The sequence below is a fragment of the Nocardia sp. NPDC050712 genome, from assembly GCF_040654295.1.
In the GTDB taxonomy this organism is placed as follows: domain Bacteria; phylum Actinomycetota; class Actinomycetes; order Mycobacteriales; family Mycobacteriaceae; genus Nocardia.
Genome location: NZ_JBFAHT010000005.1, coordinates 368,500 through 386,629, shown reverse-complemented (window position 1 = coordinate 386,629; position 18,130 = coordinate 368,500). Strand labels below are relative to the sequence as shown.

Genomic DNA, 18,130 nt, shown 5'->3' with positions numbered 1-18,130 from the left:
CTCGCGGCGGCCATCGCGGCGTACGATTGCTGACCGACGGGCGGCTACTGACCGAGGAACGCCGCATGCAGGGCGACCTGGACGGCTGGACCATCGCCACCTTCCACGTCGAAACCGATGCCGACGTGCACGCAGACATGTGGGAGATGCATCCCGCGGGCGACGAACTGGTCAGCGTCCTCACCGGCGCCGCCCGGCTCTATCTACGGCCGGAAAACGACCGCGCGACAGCGGATCTCGTGCGATTGACCGCCGGCCACGCCTGCGTTGTCCCGCGCGGCCGCTGGCACCGTCTGGAACTGGAGGAGCCCAGCGATCTGATGTCGATCGGGCCGCGTCGCGGTACCCGATTGGCCCGGCGCACCGACTGAGATCAGCGCCGTAGTTCCCGCTTCGGAGAGTGCCCGAAGGTCTGTTTGTAGAGCTGGGAGAAGCGGCCGGGGTGGGTGAAGCCCCAGCGGGCGGCCACGACCGCCACGGTGTAGCCGTCGCTGGGCTCGGCGGCGAGCAGATCGTTGCGGGCGCGGTCCAGCCGGACGCGGCGCAGGTACTCCAGCGGGGTCATGTCGTGGTGCAGACGGAAGGCGTTCTGCAGGGCGCGCACGCTGGTTCCGGCGTGCGTGGCCAGCTCCGAGACGGTGATCGGGCGGGCGGGGTTGGCGTGGATGTAGTCCACCGCGCGCTGCACCGCCGAGGTCTGCACCGCGCCCGGGCCGGGCTCCAGGTGCCGGTCCATGGTGGTGTTGGGGAAGACGGCCAGCGCCGCCGCGGCCAGGGTGCGGGTGAGATTCTGCACCACCAGTTCGGTCAGCACCGGCGAGCCGGGCGCGCTGAGTTCGTGGTGGGTCAGATCGAACAACCGACCCCAGAACCGTTCGCTGCGTGCGTCTCTCGGCTCCAGCGAGGTGAACCGGAAGGGAGCGCGATCGAGGCCGGACTGCGCGGCCAGTTCGGTGATCATGTGGTAAGGAATGTGCAGCAGGTTCACGTCGTGGCTGTCGCAATCGGCCAGGATCGGCACCCCGAACGGGAACACCACGAGATCGTTGCGATGCTGCTGGAAGTCGTGGCCGCCGCCGCGCAACCGGGCCCGCCCGCGCAGGGACCGCTCGAAGTAGATGTGGTCCTCGATGGGCGCGATGTGGCAGCTGTAGCCGATCGTGCTGCGGATCTCGGTGGCGATGACCTCGCCCCAGACCGTCGCGCAGGTACGGACCCGGCTGCGCGGTGGGGCTTCCCAGAACCGCAGCGCGTTGTCGGCGTACATCTCGGTCACGAACGCAACGGCTTCTTCGGCGTCCCGGGAGGACAGTTCCTCCCGGCGCGCCTCGATCATCCGATGCTCGGTCATAGCGGAAACCCTCTTCGGCTGGCAGAACGCGATTCGGCCCCCAGTATCCGCCGGGCCGCACCGGAGAGGGGACAAATCCGTCCAAGCGACGAAATCCCTTGCGGTTCTGTCCGGAAAACGACGCTGGGCCCGAGCGGTCCTAGCCAATCCGCGCGTATCCGTTGATCGCCGCGCCCCGGGTTCTTACGGTCGAACCATGCTCCCGCATGATCGCGCCGCCCCGGCGGCGAGGGAAGGAAGTCGACGATGACAACCATCAACGAGGGCCGTGTCTTAGCGGCCCTGCACGCCGGCTCGCAACCACTGTGCATGCGGGGTTTCGAGTCGGTGACGCACCTCGACACGAAGGTGATCCGCAAAGCGCTTGCCTCCCTGATTCGATCGGGCCTGGTCGAGCAGACCGGCGCGGGACCGGAGCAGAACTGGGCGCTGACCGACCGCGCACGCCGCTGGCTCAAAACAGCGATCGGCCGCGCGTCCGTGGACGTACCGGCGATGGATCCGCCGATACTCAGCTGCAGTGGGTGAGCAATCCAACTGTCCGGCGCACCGACTGGCGGATACCCGGTCGGCGACCGGCCTCGGATAACGCGAGACGGCCGGAGGACTATCGAAGACCCGAGCGGCGACCGGCCCCGCCCGATCCACAGACCTGCCAGGTGGGCAGCGAGGATCGCGGCGAGACCGCCCGGGGCGCCTGACCGCTATCCGACCCTCGGGAACGAGGGCGGGAAGAGGTCTTCGGTAGCCCGGCCGAGATAGTCCCGCTCGGCGTAGGCCGCGCGCATGCGATCGAACAGCGCTTGCGCGCGCTCGGCCACGGCGGCGAGATCGACACCGGGAATCCGGCTGTCCCGCATGACGATTCGACCACCGATCATCGAGAAGGTCGCGGCACGCGCGGTGCTGTTCATACAGAGTGTGCGCACCGGGTCGTCGAGCACACCATCGAGCGGGTCGCCGAGGTGGAAGGCGACCAGGTCCGCGGTCGCGCCCGCTTCGAGCCGGCCCAGATCGGGTCGCCCGAGCGCGGTGGCGCCGCCGAGGGTAGCGGCGGACAGATAGTCGGCGTAGGTCGCCGCGTCGGCGCGGTGGGCGAGGATCTTCGCCACGGTGACGCCGGTGTCGATGCCGCGCACCAGATCGGGTGGGTAGGAATCGGTGCCGAGGCAGAGGGTGACGCCCGCCGCGCGGTAGCGCTCGAAGCTGTCGAGGGCGGAGCTGTGCCGCGCCGAGGTGAGCGGACAGTGCACGATGGCGACCCCGGCGGACGCCAGCATGGCGACGTCGTCGTCAGTGTCGGCGTCCACGCGCGGATGGGAGTCGACGTAGATCCCGTGCGGTATCAACAGGTTCGGGCCCAGCAGACCGGTGCGCTCCAGAACGCTGATCGGCGGCGCGCCGAACCGCGCGAGGACGAGGTCGCGTTCGAGCAGCCCTTGCAGGGCGTGCAGGCGGACCAGGACGCCGGACTCGGCGGCCAGCGCCGCGGTCCGGCGCAGCAGGTCTTCGCTGAGCGTCTCGATCCGGCACGGCAGCAGAGCGCCGCGCACCAGATCCGAATCCCGCTCCGCCGCCCAGCGCAGGAACCGGGCGGCGTCCTCGAAGCCCTCGATCCCCAGCTTCTCGTTCCAGTAGAGCGAACGGGTGCCGTCGTCGTCGACCACATTGACGCCGGAACGGTAGCTCGGCCCCAGGTAGACGCGCAGGCCGAGACCTTCGGCCGTTTCGGCCATGGCGACGGCGTCCTGATAGGTCTCGGCCCAGTCGCTGTGCACCTCTGAGGCGATCGGCATGGCCGTCGTCACGCCGTGCCGCAGCAGTTGGATGAAGCCGTACTCGCGGATGAAAGCACGCTCCTCCGCGTCGAATACGGCGCGCCGCCGATGCTCGGCGTAATCGCGCGACCACTGCAGGCCCAGCCCGAGTTCGGGTGATTGCCAGGAGTCCAGCAGGGTGTGGTCGATATCGGTCAGCGCGTCGAGGTCGATGAAACCGGGCACGAGCAGGGACGGGCCGAGCTCGATGGTCTCCACGGCCGCGGGGCCGGCACCGCGCGGTCCGACGAACACGATGCGCTGTCCTTCGACGACAACCTCACCGTCCGCGAGCAACACGTGCTCACCGGCCACGTGCGCGAGCACGTGATCCGCCCGCAGCGTCGTACTCATTCGCACCGGCCGGGCATCGAGAAACCGTCCAGATCGGTGTCGACCGAGACCACCGCGCCGCGATGGACGACGGTGCGGGCGCCGGGCCGATCCATCACGGCCGCAGTGGGACTCGGCGCGTCGACGAGCACGAACTCGGCCGGGTCACCCGGGGCGAAGCCGGGGTGCAGCCCGAGCCGGTCCAGCGGGCGCAGGCCGCGATCCAGGATTCCCGCGCCACCCCAGGTGGCGACCGCAAGCGCGTGTTCGATCTCCTGATCGGTGGAGAATCCGTTGGTGAACGCCAATTGCCAGGCGCGGTCGAGCATGTCGCCGTTGCCGTAGGGCGACCAGAAGTCACGCTGGCCGTCCATGCCGACCCCGACCCGCACCCCGGCCTCGGCCAGCGCGATAAGGGGCAGTTCCCAGCCGCGCGACCCGGCGGCGTGCGTGATCGCCACCTCGGCGGCGGCGAGCCGATCGATCGCGGCGGGCACACCCGGCAGTCCGCTACAGAGGCTGCGGGCGTGCGAGATCGTCACCCGCCCTTGCATTCCCAGCGCCTCGACCCGATCCAGGATGAGCGCGGTGGTGAACAGGCCGAGTTCGCCGGCTTCGTGCAGGTGGATGTCCACGCCGACCTGATGGCGTTCGGCGAGATCGAACACGACGTCGAGGTGCCGGACCGGGTCACGGTCGATCTCGCACGGATCGATGCCGCCGATGAGGTCGGCCCCCGCGCGCAGCGCCGCGTCCAGCAGGTCCGCGCATCCGGCCTCGAGCAGGATGCCCACCTGCGGGAACGCGACGATCTCCACGTCGGCCACGTCGGCGTAGCGTTCCCGCGCCGCGGCCACACCCTCGAACTTCTCCAGCCCGGAGTCGACATCCACCTGGGCGTGCGTGCGAATCCGGGTGGCCCCGTTGGCAATTGCCACGGCCAGGGTGAAAGTCGCACGTTCGGCGACGGAGCGTTCGGCGGTGCGCCAGTTCTTCCGGTCGTTCATGATCCGCCCCCAGCGGCCCGGCTCGCCGGTGTACGGGCGGACCGGCAGGCCCAGGCAGCTGGAGTCCAGGTGCAGGTGCACATCCGAGAGGGCGGGCAGGATCAGCCGGCCGCCGCCTTCCAGACCCGGGCCGGGATCGTCGGCGGCCGGGGCGATCTCGGAGATCACGCCTTCGGTCACGACGATGTCGACCAGTTCCCCGCCCCACGGACGTACCTTGCTGATCAGCAGGTTGTTCATCGGAGTGTTCAGTCCTTTCCGAAGCTCGCGGTGTGCACGGTGATCATGCCGTCGGCGCGCGGCGTCCAGCTCAGCGCCGGATCCACCGCGTAGCTGGTATCGGGCGTGTAGAGGCCGATCAGCAGCGTCTGGGCGTCGTTGAGCCGGAACAGTTCGCTGTAGGCGTCGATCCGGGCCTGCCCGCTGACGGTGCGGGTCTTGGCGACCAGGGCCTTGGTGGCCGGGAGCATGGCGTAGTCGTTCTGCTGGCCGCCGAACATGGAGGACACCGGCGCGTCGCCGTCCATGGTGGAGGGTGCGTAGGTGTTCAGGTAGAGGCCCGCCACCGCCTTCTTGCCGTAGATGATCTGCGACAGGCTGGCCTGGTCGGTGCCCTGCAGGGTGACGGTGAGACCGGCCTTGGCGAGGTCGCCCTGAATGGCCTGCGCGATCTCCGAGCTCAGCGGGATGCGGCCGTTGGTGGCGTACTGGAACGGAATCGGCTGCCCGGTGTAGCCGGATTCGGCGACCAGCTGCTTGGCCTTGGCCAGATCATGCTGTGCCGCCGGGTAATTCGGGTTGAAGCCGCCCACGTTCGGCGCCACCAGCTGATTGTCGACCGTCGCCTTGCCGGCCAGCACGGTCTTGACGATGGCCTCCCGGTCGATGGCCAGCCCGATCGCCGCGCGCACCTTCGGATTGGCGAGCGGACCGGTCGAGGAGTTCATGCCGAGGAAGGTGACGCCGTTCGAGGTCATCGACTGCACCGCGACGCTCGCCGAACCCGACACCGCCGCAACCTGATTCGGTGCGACGAGGGCGATATCCAGGCTGCCGGACTGCACGCCGTTGAGGCGGGCGTCGGCGTCGGCCACGGTCTTGAAGGTCACCTTCTCGATCTCGGCCGGAGTCCCCCAGTAGTTCGGATTGCGCTTGAGCACGTACTCGACACCGCGGGTGTAATGGTCGAACACGAACGGGCCGGAGCCGACCGGCGCGGCGGCGAAGCCCGCGGAACCCAGCTTGGTGTAGACCGATTCGGGCACGATCGAGACACCGGTGACGATGGTGGGCCACGCCGAATACGCGGCGTTCAAGGTGAAGACGACCGTGTTCTGCGGGCCGACGGCGGCCGATTCGAACATCTCCATGTAGGACGCCGGGTCACCGGTGGGATTGGCCTTGATGGTGTTGTAGGTGAACGCGACGTCGGCGGCCCGCACCGGCTCGCCGTTGTGGAACTTCGCGTCCTCGCGGATGGTGAAGGTCCAGCGGGTGAAATCGTCGTTGTGCTCCCACTTGGTCGCCAGCAGCGGGGTGATCTTGCCGGCCGGGTCGAAGCGGGCCAGCTGATCGAAAGCGGCGAAGTAGTAGTTGTATCCGGCCAGCGATCCATCCAGGATCGGGTCGGGGATCTTCTCGGGTTCGGTCACCGCCCCGACCACGATCTCCTTGGTCGACGAACTCGAACTCCCCGCCGGCGCGCAGCCGGTCAGGAGCAGCGCGGCGGCGAGCACGGCCAGCGCGGCGGGTTTCGTGAATTTCACAGTGTTTCCTCAATCATCAGTGGTGCGAAATCAGTGGGGCACGGGAAAATGGCAGGCCACCGTGCGGCCGCTGGGCCCGATCGGCTCCAGCGCCGGTTCCCGTTGTGCGCAAAGGTCTTTCGCCGTCGGGCACCGGGTGCGGAAGGCGCACCCGCTCGGTGGGTCCGCCGCGTCGGGCATCTCGCCGCGGACCAGTTCGGCGGCGGGCCGCCCACGCAGGTGCGGATCGGGTTGCGGGGCCGAGGCGATCAGCGCGCGGGTATACGGGTGGCGGGGGCTGGTGAAGACCTCCTCGGTCGCACCCACCTCCACGAGCTTGCCCAGGTGCATGACGGCGACGCGGTCGGCGAGGTGCCGCACCACCGACAGGTCGTGGGCGATGAACAGATAGGACAGGCCGAGCCGGTCCTGCAGGTCTTGCAACAGGTTGATCACCTGGGCCTGCACCGACGCGTCCAGCGCCGAGACCGGTTCGTCCAGCACCAGCACCTCCGGATTCAGCGCCAGCGCTCGCGCGATGCCCAGGCGCTGGCGCTGGCCGCCGGAGAAGGCCGCGGGGCGGCGGGTCAGCGCGTCCTCGCCGAGACCGACCTGGGCCAGGAGTTCGACGACGCGGTCGCGGGAGTAGCCGCCGACGACGCGCAGCGGTTCGGCGACGATGTCGTGCGCGGTCATCCGCGGGTCGAGCGAGGAGTACGGGTCCTGGAAGACCAGCTGCACCCGGTTGCGCAGCGCCCGCTGCTCTCGTCCGCGCAGTGCGCGCAGCTCGTGGCCGAGGATGCGCACCGAACCGGCGCTGGGTGTGTTGATGCCGAACAGCGTGCGGACCAGCGTCGACTTGCCGCCGCCGGATTCGCCGACCAGGCCGAAGGTTTCGCCGCGGCGCACCTCGAAGCTGACCCCGTCCAGCGCGCGCAGCGTGCGCTTGCCCCGCAGGCCGCGGCGGATCGGGAAGGTCACCGCCAGGTCCTCGACCTGAATGACCGCCTCGGTCGTTTCCTTGATCATGGTGCTCATAGCCGGGCGTCCTGACTGATCAGCGCGCTCGCCAGCACGGGCGGGCAGGCGAGGGTGCGGCCGTCGCCGAACGCGAGCGGAACGGGCGCGGCCGCCTCGCACGCGCTGTCCTTGCCCTCGAACTCGCAACGCGGCGCGAACGCGCAGCCCGCGGGCCGGGCGGCCGCGGCCGGCGGCGACCCCGGAATGGCGTAGGCGCGGCCGCCCGCCTGCGCCTGGCCCAGCAGACTCCGTTGCAGGCCACGGGTATACGGGTGCGCGGCGTCGTCGAAGATCTGCCACACGGTGCCGGTCTCCACGACCCGTCCGGCGTACATGATCGCGACCCGGTCCGCGTGCTGGGCGACGAGCCCGAGATCGTGGGTGATGAGCACCATCGCGGCGCCGCTGCGGGCGCGCGCCGCCGCGAGGACCGCCATCAGCTGGGCCTGGATCGTGACATCCAGGGCCGTGGTCGGTTCGTCGGCGATCAGCACCGCGGGATCGTTGGCCATCGCCATCGCGATCACCGCGCGCTGGCGCATACCGCCGGACCACTCGTGCGGGTAGGCGCGAGATCTGCGGGCCGCCTGCGGAATACCGACATCCGCGAGCAGTTCCACGACCCGGCGTTTGCGGGTGCGGGCATCCAGGCGCTGATGGATCGCCAGGGCGCGCTCGATCTGGACGCCCACCCGTCGCACCGGATTCAGCGAGGTCATCGGGTCCTGGAACACCATGCCGAGCTCCGCGCCGCGCAGCCGCCGCAGGGTCTCGTCGTCGGCACCGACCAGTTCGCGGCCGCGGAAGCGAATGCTGCCGGAGAAGACCGTCAGCGGCGGGGTGAGCAGTCCGAGGACGGCGAGCATGGTCACCGATTTGCCGGAGCCGGATTCGCCGACCAGGCACAGCACTTCGCCCGCGTCCAATCGCAAGCTGACCGCATCGACGAGCACGACCCGGGTGCCGTCCTCGGCGATGTAGCCGACGGTCAGATCGGTGACCTCGAGCACGGGCGCGTCGCTCATGCCGCCACCACCTTCGCGGACGGCTCGGTGCGGCGCAGCCGGGTCGTGCGGCGCAGTCCCGGCCCCTGATTCGTGAATCGCTGGCTGACCAGCAGGGTTCCGGCGATGACCAGCAGCAGCGCGACGGCGGGCACGATCGTCAGATACGGCTCCTGGCGCACATACTTCTGCCCATCGGTGATCATGAGTCCCCAACTGGGCGTGGGTGGTTGGACTCCGAGACCGAGATAGTCGAACGAGGAGATCATGATGATCACATTTCCGAGATCGGCGGCGGCGAGAATGCCGACGGGAACGAGCACATGCGGGACAACGTGTTTGCGCATCACCCAGGTCGAGCGGGCGCCGAGCAGTCGCGGGGCGATGACGAAATCGCGCGCCGACAAACCGAGTGCGACCGAGCGGGCGACGCGGGCATACCCGACCCAGAACGTGAGCCCCAGAATCGTGGCCATCAACCCGACGCTGGGCCCCCGCAGCGCGGAGAGCGCCATGAGCACCAAGCTCATCGGCACCGCCAGCTGCACATCGGCGTAACCCATGAGCGCGCTGTCGAGCGGGCCGCGGAAGTAGCCGGACACCGTGCCGATGACGACCCCGATGGCGGCGTTGACGCCCACGATGATCACCACGAGCAGCAGCGTGATCCGGCCGGCCAGCGCCAGGCGGCTGGCCAGGTCCCGACCCAGGGAGTCGGTGCCCAGCGGATAGTGCCCGGTGGTGAAGGGCCGGGTGAACGCCTGCGCCAGCTCCTGCCCGTACGGGTCGTACCCGGGCAGCAGCGGATACAGCAGGGAGAACAGCGCGACTACGAGAATCATCGCGAAACCGGTGAGCGCGAAGATATTTCGCGGGGCAGGGATCATCGGACTCTCGCTCTCGGATCGACGAAGCCGTACAGGACGTCGACGCAGAGATTCACGACGACGAAGAGGGTGGCGATCACGACCAGCCCGGACTGGACGACCGGGAAGTCGCGGCTGAACACCGAGGTGAGCATCAATTGGCCCAGCCCCGGCCAGGCGAACACCGCCTCGACGATCACCAGGCCGCCCAGCAGCGTGCCGAGATTGATGCCCGAGACGGTGAGCACGGGCAGCAGCGCGTTGGGCAGGATCTCGCGCAGCAGCACGGTCGAGCGCCGCTCGCCGCGGGCGTAGGCGGTGCGCACGTAGTCCTGCCCGCTCTCGGTGGTGAGCGAATTGTCGAGCAGCCGGGAGTACACGACGAACTGGGCGGTCGCGATGGTCACCGCGGGCATCACGATCGAGAGCGGATTCGGGCCCGCCAGCGACGGCAGCCAGCCCAGCGACACCGAGAACACCAGGACCAGCAGCAGCCCGAACAGGAAGTCCGGCACCGCGAGCCGGGCCGCACCCAGACCGAGCAGCAGGCCGCGCAGCGACCAGAAGCCGCTCAGGTGCACGGTCAGCACGGCGCAGAACGCGAGGGCGAGGCCGATCAGGAATCCGGTCGCGCCGAGTTGCAGGGTGGCGGGCAGCCGCTCCAGCACGATCGTCATCGACGAGGTGCCCTGCTGCCGGTACGAGTCACCGAAGCTGCCGCCGAACACCCCGCCCAGATAGTCGAAGTACTGGGTCAGCGGCGGCCGGTCGAAACCGAGCTGGGTGTTCAGGGCCGCGATGTCCGCCTCGCTGGCGGTATCGGGCAGCAGCGACGCCGCCGGACTGCCGGTGAGCCGTCCGAGCACGAAGGCCAGCGAGACGACGACGAAGACGGTGATCACCGCCTGGATCAGGCGGCGCAGAAGGTAGACGGCCAAACTCGAGCTCTCCTTGCCTTGCAGCGGTTCGGTATACAGAATCGGCTCAATCCGTATCTCCGCCGTGTTCGCGGTGTTTCGAGCTGGTGAACCAATCGATCTATCTTCGGGAGCGAAACTCGCAGTAAGACTGCGAAAACCAGGACGGCGGCAGTCCGCGGTGCGCGGCGAAGCACTTCGGCGACCATGGCGCATACGGTCTACCGAATGGTCCGCACGGGCAGAACCGCCACTTCGGCGCACCGCTTCGTAGACTGACCTGATGCCCCGAGAATCCCGGTCGTCTCCGCCAGCGATCGACGACACGTCCCAGACGCGCCGGATCTATGACGATCTCCGGCGCAGCATCATCACGGGCGCCTACAAGGAAGGCCAGAAGCTGCCCGAAGCGCGCCTGGCCGACCAGCTCGGCACCTCGCGGCTGCCGGTCCGGGAAGCATTGGCCCTGCTCGCCTTCGACGGCATCGTCAGCGTGAGCCCGCGCCGCAGCGCCGTCGTCCGCTCCTGGGACCGGACCGCGGTCGAGGAGCTGTTCGATGTGCGAATCGGCTTGGAGCCGTTGGCCGCTCGGCTGGCCGCGGCCCGGGTCCGGCAGGGCGCGGACACCACCCCGCTGCACGCCGCGCTGCGCGACTCGCACGCCGCCCTGGCCACCCACGACCCCCTGCGCATCGCCGAGGCGAACGCGAAACTGCACGGCGAGATCGTCCAGCTGTCCGGCAACAGCCTGCTCACCCAGCTGATGCGGACCATCCTGGCGCGCATGGCCTGGCTGTTCGTCATCACCACCCAGCGCGCCGTCGCGGGCCAGCTCGACGAACACCAGCACCTCATCGACGCCATCGTCTCCGGCGACGAGCGCCTCGCCGAATACGCGATGCTCGACCACACCGAGGCGGGGCGCAGGCCGACGCTGGCGATCATCGCCGCGCTGCGGCACGGCGACATCGGCGGCTGACCCACCTGCGACATTTGACCTCGAGTTAGCTCGAGGTTGAATAATGCTTTACATGACTTCGATCGACAGCTCACAATCCGATGCCACCGCAGTGCTTTCCGACGCGGACCTGGCCGCCATTCGCGATCTGGTGGATCTCGCCGACCGGTCCCAGGCCGACGCCGCGGTGCTCCCGGGTCTGCACACCGACGACACCCGGATCGTGAACTTCTACGGGCGGCGGCTTTTCGGGCGCGCGGCGTTCGAGGCGGCGATGGGCGCGGCGCTCGGACAGGGCCTCGGACAGGTTCGCACCAGCCTCGAAGTGCTTGATATCCAGGCGCTTACCGTCGACACCGTGCTCGTCAGCCTGATCAAGACGGTGCACGACGAGCGGCCCGACGCGCAGCCGGCGCCGGCCTCCTCCGGAGCCATGAGCTATGTCCTGGTCCGGACCGCGGACGGCTGGAAAATCGGCCTGGCTCAGACCACGCCCATCATCACCGATTGAGGTAGGCCCGGGGAGCCGAAACCGGTCGGTCGTATCCTCGATGGATGGCCACCCCCGCGCTATCCCCCGATGCCCGGCAACGCCGCCGCGACGAGATCCGCGAATTCCTGCGGACTCGCCGCGCGCGGATCTCCCCCGCCGACGCGGGCATGCCGGTCTCCGGTGGGCGGCGCACACCCGGGCTGCGGCGCGAGGAGGTCGCGGTGCTGGCCGGAGTCGGGGTGTCCTGGTACACGTGGCTGGAGCAGGGTCGCGACATCAACGTGTCACCGGACGTACTCGACGCTGTCGCAAGGGTTTTGCGGATCGACGGAGCCGAACGCGAGCATCTGTATCTGCTCGCGGGGCTCAACCCGCCCGCGCTTCGACCGGCGGGCGGGGAGGTCTCCCCGGAGTTGCGGCGGGTGATCGACGCCTGGCTGCCCCGCCCCGCCTACGTCATCGACCGGCACTGGAATCTCGTCGTCGTCAATCACGCCGCCCACCTGGTCTTCGGCTACGACGCCGGCGACCACAACTGCCTGGTCAGCTTCTTCACCAAAGCCGCGTTCCGCTCCTCCTACACGCACTGGCGCGATGTGGCCCGCGAGATCGCCGGCCAATACCGCTCCGACTCCGCCCGCTACCCCGACGACCCCGAATTCGACCGCCTCGCCACCGACATGTGCGCCGCCAGCCCCGAATTCGCCGAGATCTGGGCCGAACACCCTGTCGGCAGCGCCACCCAGGGCATCAAATTCCTGCACCACGAGCAGGTCGGCGAACTGACCTTCGAATACACCACCCTCCCCCTCCTCGACCTCCCCGGCCACCGCCTCCTGTTGCACACTCCGGCACCGGGAACCGAGACCGAAGCGCGGTTGGGTGATCTGCTCGCCGGGGCGGAGCCGGTGTCACGCTGAAGGTGGTGGTGACAGACCCAGGTTCATCCGGCACTGCCGGGCCCGGGTGCCCGGCCGCAGGATTGCTGACATGCAGCGATTCAGCAATAAAACAGTTCTCATCACCGGCGCTACCAGCGGAATGGGGTTCGCTACCGCGCGGCGGGTACTCGATGAAGGCTCCTATGTGGTGATCACCGGACGCGATCAGCAGCGGCTCGATGCCGCGGTAGCGCGGCTGGACGCGGGGCCGCGGGTGCTGGCGGTGCGGGCCGACGCGGCCTCGCTCGCCGATACCGACGAACTCATGCGCCGGATTCAGACCTGGCGCGGCACGCTGGACGCGGTGTTCGCCAATGCCGGAGTCGGAATCTTCAAGCCGAGTGCGGAATTGACCGAGGAGGACGTCGACCGCACGCTGAACGTGAACGTCAAAGGCGTCTTCTTCACCATTCACGCGGCGCAGCCGCTGCTGCGGGACGGCAGCGCGATCGTCATCAACGCGTCGTGGACCCTGTACCGCGGGCTTCCGGTCGCCTCGATCTACTCCGCCAGCAAAGCCGCCGTGCACAACCTGGCACGCACCCTCGGCGCCGAACTCGCACCGCGCGGCATCCGGGTCAACTCCGTGAGCCCGGGCTACATCGACACCGAGATGTATCGCGGCGCCAACCCCGATACCGACGCGGATGCCGTCAACGCCGCGCAAGTCCCGCTCGGCACCATCGGTCACGCCGACGATGTCGCGGCCGCGGTCGCGTTCCTCGCCTCCGAGGACGCCTCCTACATCACCGGCCAGGACATCGTCGTCGACGGCGGCCTGGTGGGCTCGGTGCCGACCGCACGCTGACCGCGGCCGATCACCCGCCGGCCACGCTCATCGCCTTCTGGCGGGTGGTCGCGTGGGTGATCAGCAGGACGGCCAGCACCACCGCGCATCCGGCGGCACCGACGCCCAGCGCGATCTCGATCCCGGTGCCGGTCGGATGGCCGGCGGGGTCGAGATGGGCGGCGATCACCGCGCCGGACACGGCGCTACCCAGGGAGCCGCCGACGGTGCGCAGCACCTGGTTGAAACTGACCGCACTGCCCAGTTCGCGGTCGGCGACACCGCGCGCGATCAGCGCGGGCATCGCGGCGTAGGTCGTCCCGATGCCCGCGCCGAACCCGAGCATGCCGATCATGATCTCCCACAGCTCGTCGTGGGCCACCAGCAACAGCAGGCTGGACGCGCTCACCATCGCGGCACCGGGAATCAGTAAGGCGCGCATGGGAATACGAGCCGAGATCACCCGCACCACCCGATTGGCCCCGAAGCTGCCCACCGACAGCGGAAGCATGACGAACCCGGCCCAGAACAACGGCAGCGCGATCCCGTACCCCGTCGAGGCGGGGGCCTGGGCGATGAGGCTGGCGATCGAGAGGCAGGCGTACATCGCGGCGCCGAGCCCGATGGCGGTGCCGTTCGCGACCAGCACATCGCTGGTGCGCAGCACGCGCAGGTCGACCAGGGCGTGGCGGGTCCGCAACTCGACCAGCGCCCACAGGGCGAGGATCGCGACCGAGACGACGGCCAGGCCGATCGTCCACGGTGAACCCCAGCCCCAACGCGAACCCTCACCGGCGACCAGCAGCAGCGTCGCGAGACCCACACCGATCAGCAGCGCGCCACGAAGATCGAACGGCGTGCGCGGGGCCTGCTCGTCCGGGCCATCCGGCACCGCGCGCCAGACCACCAGCACGGTCGACAGCAGGAACAGCGCGGCGGCCCAGAACGCGAACCGGTAGCCGAACACGTCGGCGAGGATGCCGGTGAGCGGGTAACCGAGCCCGAGTCCACTGGCGACCGTGACCGACAGCGTCGAGATGCCGTTGCGCACTTCGTCGGCGGGCAGGTAGCGGCGAGCGAGCGCGATCGTCACCGGGACGATGCCGTAACTGAGCCCCTGCAACGCGCGGCCGACGAGGAAGACCGCGAAGTTCGGGGCCAGGGCGGCGATGAAGGAGCCGAGCAGAATGATCGACAGCGACCACAGCAGTAGCCGTTTCTTGTGCGGGCCGTCGCTGAGTCTGCCCATGATCGGCGTCGTGACCGCGCCGACGAGCAGGTTGACCGTCAGCATCCACTGCGCGGCGCTGACGTCGACATGCATTTCCCGCGAGATAGCCGGGACCAGCAGCATGCCGAGCGAGCTGACGATGGCCGCGGTCAGAGCGGTGTAGACGAGGGCTGGAGTCAGACGTCTCATGCGAGCGGCCCCAGCTTCCGTAAGGCGGGCAGCGCCTGTTCGAGCGCGGCGCGTTCCTCGGCGTCGAGCCTGGTGCCGACGGCCCGTTCGAGCCAGTTCAGCGCGTCGGCGCGTTCCTCGATGAGCCGCTGCCGGCCGGCGTCGGTCAGTTCGATCCAGATTCGCCGGCGATCGTCGCTGTCGGGCGTGCGCACGACCAGTTCGAGGGTTTCGAGTTCGCGCACCGCGGTGGCGATGGCCTGCGGGCTCACGGTCTGGACCGCGGCCAGCGTCGTGGCGGAGGCGCGGCCGTGCTTGTCCAGATACCCGAGCACGCCGAGCTTGCCCGCCGAGATCGTCCGGCCCGCGAGCAGCCGGCGGGCGATCGGATACAGCGCTTCACCCAGTGCTTGCGCGGTGGAGGGTGCAGAAGTCATTAGCCAACCATACAACTTAGTTGTTCAATTTAGTTGCCGAGCTCTGCGTGAGACGGGCCATAGGTGTAGCCGCGCGCGGGCCCGCCGTATGGTCATACTTTTCGAGAAGGTGGTACTCGCGTGGAACCGGACTGCTTCCGGCTGATCGAGCCGCGTCACCTCGGTGAGGTCATGCCGGCTTGGGAACCGCACTTCCCGCAGTACGACACGGTGCGCGGATACTCCGAACTCGGGCACGTCTTCCTGCGCAACAGCGCGAGCCGCGAATACGCGGTCCTGCATCCCTACGAGGCGCGGGCCGCCGCCCACGGCCGCTTCCTCGATCTCGACGACTTCATCACCGACGTCCTGCTCGACCGCGTGTTCATGAAGTACGTCCTGCGCCCGCCGCACGTGGCAGAAATCCGCCAACTGCTCGGCGAACTCGACGACGGCGAGGTCTACATCGCCGCCCCCTACCCCTTCCTCGGCGGCTCCGAAGAACCGGATGCCTATATGCGCGGCGACATCTGGGTGTTCCTCGACCTCGTCGCCCAAAGCCTCGAGCTGTAACCCGGCCCACTCCTGTGATCCACGCCGCACTTCGGCGTGGATGTGAGCGAGTCGACCTCGGCGCACCCGCGAGCACAACTCCGGATCACCCTGCTGTTCTCATAGATCAGTTATCTGATCGACCGAGCGGAAGGGATCCATGCCGCGCGCTGATTCCGCCGACCGTGCGGCCGACATCGCCCGAGTACTGCGCCAGTGGAAATCCGGCGTGCCCGTTCCCTCGAGCTGGGCACCCGGTGTTCAGGCCGGTGTGAGCCGGCTGCGGGACTGGTGGCACACCCCGGACCCGGAGGTCGAAGCGCCTGAGGGCTCCGAGCAGGAATTGGCGTTGTTCCTGCGCGAGGCCGCGGTGATGCTGTGCCGGGCCGGTGAGCCGACGACGTTGGTGACCGCGCTGATCGAGGAGATCGGGCACCGCTACCACGCTGTCGATACGCGCTGCTTCGTCTTGCCCACCGGGGTGTTCATCGGGATCGGCGAGGTGGTCCAGTTCCGGTCGGTGCAGGAATCGCAGTTGCGCCTGGATCAGATCGATCGACTATTCCGGTTTCTGCACCAGGTGCGCGCCGAACCGATCCCGCCGGAGCAGGGCCTGCACGAGCTGACCCTTATCGCCGACGCGCCCCCGCGCTTCGGCCTGCTCGCGCGCATCGCCGGATACGTGGCGATCAGCGTCGGCCTCGGTCTGCTCTCACGACCCGAACCGCTGACCGTCATCGGCTACGCCTGCCTGGGTTTCGTCGTCGCCTGCCTACGGGAACTCAGCGCCAAACTCCGCGGCGGCAGCAGTTCGCTGCTCGTGCCCGCGATCGCGGCGATAGTGGTGACCGTACTGGCCTTCCGATATGCCGGGCCGATCCTCAACGAAGAGGCGACCACGCTGCTCATCCCACCGCTGGTGGCGTTCCTGCCCGGCGCGGCGCTGACGCTGGGCACCATGGAACTCGCCACCGGGTCGGTCGTCGCCGGCGCGAGCCGGCTCGTCTACGGCACCAATGTCCTGGTGCTGATCGCGTTCGGGGTGGCGGTCGGCACGCAACTCGCCACGATTCATCCGGTCGAGCACGCCGGTCAGCATCACCCGCTGGGAATGTGGGCCACCTGGGTCGGCGTGGTCCTGCTGGCCGCGGGCTACTCGCTGTTCTCCTCGGCCAGCAAGTCGACGCTGCCGTGGTTGATCGCGGTCATGTGCGTCGCGCACGGCGCGCAGGTGGCCGTGACATGGTGGGCGTCACCGCTGTTCGGCGCGTTCGCCGGTGGTGCGACGCTGCCGCTGGCGGCGCTGCTGCTGGCCCGCTGGCGCACCGCCCCGTCCGCGCTCGTGCTGTTCCTGCCGGCGTTCTGGGTTCTGGTACCCGGGTCCCTGGGGCTGACCGGAGTCAGCGAGATCCTCGTCAGCCACGACACCGCCGGGATCGGCGCGCTGGTCGACACCGTCTTGACCGTCGCGGCGATCGCCCTGGGTGTCCTCGCCACGACCAGTGCCGTGATGCCCGCCTACTATCGCCGCTCGCTGCACGCCTGAGCACCGGACAACTCAGCTGGCGGGGAACGGCACCTTCGTCAGTTCTTCGGAGACCTGCCAGATCCGCCGGGCGTCCTCGGTGCTCTGCAACCGGGAGTAGAGCTTTTGCTCGGCCGGCGGTCCGCCGAGGTGGCCGAGGCCGCTCGGACCATAGAATTTGCCGCCCGCGGCATCGGGCGCGGTCGCCGCGTACAGGGCGGGAAGTTTCGCCGTCTCGACGGTGCCGAGCAGAATGCCGCGCGCGGACAGGACGCGAATCAGCCGCACGCCCAACGTATCTCGATCACGTCCCACCTCGGGACGGGCGGCGAGCAGGTTGGTCGGCGCGACGCCGGGGTGCGACAGATTGCTGGTGATCCCCCAGTCGCCCGCGCGGCTGCGCCGGTCGAGTTCGAGCCCGAACAGCCCGAACGCGATCTTCGACTGGCTATAGGCGGCGTTGCCGCGGTAGGACCGCTCCCAGTTCAGGTCGTCCCAGTTGATGGCGCCCTGGTTCGCCGAGACGCTGATCTGCGAGGTCACCCGGGCGCGACCCGCGCGCAACAGCGGCAGCAATTGGCCGACGAGGGCGAAGTGTCCGAGGTGGTTGGTCCCGAATTGCAGCTCGAAGCCATCGGCGGTGCTCTGCCGATCGGGCGGTGTCATGACACCGGCGTTGTTGATCAGCAGGTGGATCGGAGCACCTTCCGCACGCAGCGTCTCGCCGAGCGCGGCAACCGATTCGAGCGACGACAGATCCAGGTCCCGCAATGACACATCGGCGTCCGGCTGCTGCTCGCGAATTGTGGCGAGCGCGGCCGCACCCTTGCGCGGATTCCTCACCGGCAGAAGCACTTCGGCCCCGGCCGCGGCGAGCCGCGTGGCGATCCCGAGCCCGATGCCGTCGCTGGCGCCGGTGACGACGGCCCGCTGTCCGGTCAGATCGGGAATGGTGATGTCGATCGGTTGACGTGCCATGCGCTCACTCCTCTACCAGTG

Annotated in this window: 19 protein-coding genes; 8 read left to right on the top strand and 11 right to left on the bottom strand. The window is 68.9% G+C overall.

What is annotated here, in order from left to right:
• The first annotated feature begins 26 nt into the window (after window positions 1-26).
• Window positions 27-371 carry a cupin domain-containing protein gene (locus AB0H76_RS34540; protein WP_357331275.1) on the top strand — a complete coding sequence of 115 codons (345 nt, stop codon included), beginning with the start codon at window positions 27-29 and terminating at the stop codon, window positions 369-371.
• A 2-nt stretch (window positions 372-373) separates the two neighbouring features.
• Here AB0H76_RS34540 and AB0H76_RS34535 read toward each other — a convergent pair whose 3' ends face one another.
• On the bottom strand, window positions 374-1,351 hold the full coding sequence (locus AB0H76_RS34535; RefSeq protein ID WP_357331274.1) for an AraC family transcriptional regulator: 978 nt from the start codon (window positions 1,349-1,351) through the stop codon (window positions 374-376).
• 246 nt (window positions 1,352-1,597) lie between these two features.
• Here AB0H76_RS34535 and AB0H76_RS34530 point away from each other — a divergent pair, with 246 nt between their 5' ends.
• Window positions 1,598-1,879: a hypothetical protein gene (locus AB0H76_RS34530; protein ID WP_357331273.1), complete on the top strand. Its 282-nt coding sequence runs from the start codon at window positions 1,598-1,600 to the stop codon at window positions 1,877-1,879.
• A 176-nt stretch (window positions 1,880-2,055) separates the two neighbouring features.
• On the opposite strand, the gene AB0H76_RS34525 is transcribed toward AB0H76_RS34530, so the two are convergent.
• The 7 genes from AB0H76_RS34525 to AB0H76_RS34495 are packed head-to-tail and all read right to left on the bottom strand — an operon-like array spanning window position 2,056 to window position 10,081.
• Complete coding sequence (locus tag AB0H76_RS34525; RefSeq protein ID WP_357331272.1) at window positions 2,056-3,522, bottom strand: chlorohydrolase family protein; 1,467 nt, start codon at window positions 3,520-3,522, stop codon at window positions 2,056-2,058.
• Window positions 3,519-4,748: an amidohydrolase family protein gene (locus tag AB0H76_RS34520; protein WP_357331271.1), complete on the bottom strand. Its 1,230-nt coding sequence runs from the start codon at window positions 4,746-4,748 to the stop codon at window positions 3,519-3,521. The genes AB0H76_RS34525 and AB0H76_RS34520 overlap by 4 nt, the downstream gene beginning before the upstream one ends.
• Before the next feature lie 8 nt (window positions 4,749-4,756).
• Window positions 4,757-6,274 (bottom strand): ABC transporter substrate-binding protein, encoded by a 1,518-nt coding sequence (locus tag AB0H76_RS34515; RefSeq protein WP_357331270.1) that lies wholly within the window; start codon window positions 6,272-6,274, stop codon window positions 4,757-4,759.
• Window positions 6,275-6,304: 30 nt separating this feature from the next.
• Window positions 6,305-7,291 carry an ABC transporter ATP-binding protein gene (locus AB0H76_RS34510; RefSeq protein WP_357331269.1) on the bottom strand — a complete coding sequence of 329 codons (987 nt, stop codon included), beginning with the start codon at window positions 7,289-7,291 and terminating at the stop codon, window positions 6,305-6,307.
• On the bottom strand, window positions 7,288-8,298 hold the full coding sequence (locus AB0H76_RS34505) for an ABC transporter ATP-binding protein (protein ID WP_357331268.1): 1,011 nt from the start codon (window positions 8,296-8,298) through the stop codon (window positions 7,288-7,290). The genes AB0H76_RS34510 and AB0H76_RS34505 overlap by 4 nt, the downstream gene beginning before the upstream one ends.
• Window positions 8,295-9,164 carry an ABC transporter permease gene (locus AB0H76_RS34500; RefSeq protein ID WP_357331267.1) on the bottom strand — a complete coding sequence of 290 codons (870 nt, stop codon included), beginning with the start codon at window positions 9,162-9,164 and terminating at the stop codon, window positions 8,295-8,297. The genes AB0H76_RS34505 and AB0H76_RS34500 overlap by 4 nt, the downstream gene beginning before the upstream one ends.
• Entirely contained in the window at window positions 9,161-10,081 is a 921-nt protein-coding gene (locus AB0H76_RS34495) for an ABC transporter permease (protein WP_357331266.1), read from the bottom strand. The genes AB0H76_RS34500 and AB0H76_RS34495 overlap by 4 nt, the downstream gene beginning before the upstream one ends.
• A 262-nt stretch (window positions 10,082-10,343) precedes the next feature.
• Between AB0H76_RS34495 and AB0H76_RS34490 the strand changes: the two genes are divergently transcribed.
• From AB0H76_RS34490 to AB0H76_RS34475, 4 genes are all read left to right on the top strand, one after another.
• A complete protein-coding gene (locus AB0H76_RS34490; protein WP_357331265.1) occupies window positions 10,344-11,039 on the top strand; it encodes a GntR family transcriptional regulator in 696 nt (231 codons plus the stop codon).
• A 52-nt stretch (window positions 11,040-11,091) separates the two neighbouring features.
• Entirely contained in the window at window positions 11,092-11,529 is a 438-nt protein-coding gene (locus AB0H76_RS34485) for an SgcJ/EcaC family oxidoreductase (RefSeq protein ID WP_357331264.1), read from the top strand.
• A gap of 44 nt (window positions 11,530-11,573) precedes the next feature.
• On the top strand, window positions 11,574-12,431 hold the full coding sequence (locus AB0H76_RS34480; protein ID WP_357331263.1) for a helix-turn-helix transcriptional regulator: 858 nt from the start codon (window positions 11,574-11,576) through the stop codon (window positions 12,429-12,431).
• A 70-nt stretch (window positions 12,432-12,501) separates the two neighbouring features.
• Window positions 12,502-13,260: an SDR family oxidoreductase gene (locus AB0H76_RS34475; RefSeq protein WP_357331262.1), complete on the top strand. Its 759-nt coding sequence runs from the start codon at window positions 12,502-12,504 to the stop codon at window positions 13,258-13,260.
• A 10-nt stretch (window positions 13,261-13,270) separates the two neighbouring features.
• Here the strand turns inward: AB0H76_RS34475 and AB0H76_RS34470 are convergent, their stop codons facing one another.
• The gene (locus tag AB0H76_RS34470; protein ID WP_357331261.1) at window positions 13,271-14,659 is read right to left on the bottom strand and encodes an MFS transporter; all 1,389 of its coding nucleotides are present in this window, start codon (window positions 14,657-14,659) and stop codon (window positions 13,271-13,273) included.
• Window positions 14,656-15,075, bottom strand: a complete 420-nt coding sequence (locus AB0H76_RS34465; protein WP_357331260.1) for a MarR family transcriptional regulator — start codon at window positions 15,073-15,075, stop codon at window positions 14,656-14,658. Before AB0H76_RS34465 ends, AB0H76_RS34470 begins: the two co-directional genes overlap by 4 nt.
• 120 nt (window positions 15,076-15,195) lie before the next feature.
• On the opposite strand from AB0H76_RS34465, the gene AB0H76_RS34460 reads away from it, so the two are divergent.
• Together AB0H76_RS34460 and AB0H76_RS34455 are read left to right on the top strand one after the other, a co-directional pair.
• Entirely contained in the window at window positions 15,196-15,627 is a 432-nt protein-coding gene (locus AB0H76_RS34460) for a T6SS immunity protein Tdi1 domain-containing protein (RefSeq protein ID WP_357331259.1), read from the top strand.
• 139 nt (window positions 15,628-15,766) lie between these two features.
• The gene (locus tag AB0H76_RS34455) at window positions 15,767-17,152 is read left to right on the top strand and encodes a threonine/serine exporter family protein (RefSeq protein ID WP_357331258.1); all 1,386 of its coding nucleotides are present in this window, start codon (window positions 15,767-15,769) and stop codon (window positions 17,150-17,152) included.
• 12 nt (window positions 17,153-17,164) lie between these two features.
• Here the strand turns inward: AB0H76_RS34455 and AB0H76_RS34450 are convergent, their stop codons facing one another.
• Window positions 17,165-18,109 carry an SDR family oxidoreductase gene (locus tag AB0H76_RS34450; protein WP_357331257.1) on the bottom strand — a complete coding sequence of 315 codons (945 nt, stop codon included), beginning with the start codon at window positions 18,107-18,109 and terminating at the stop codon, window positions 17,165-17,167.
• Window positions 18,110-18,130 lie beyond the last annotated feature (21 nt).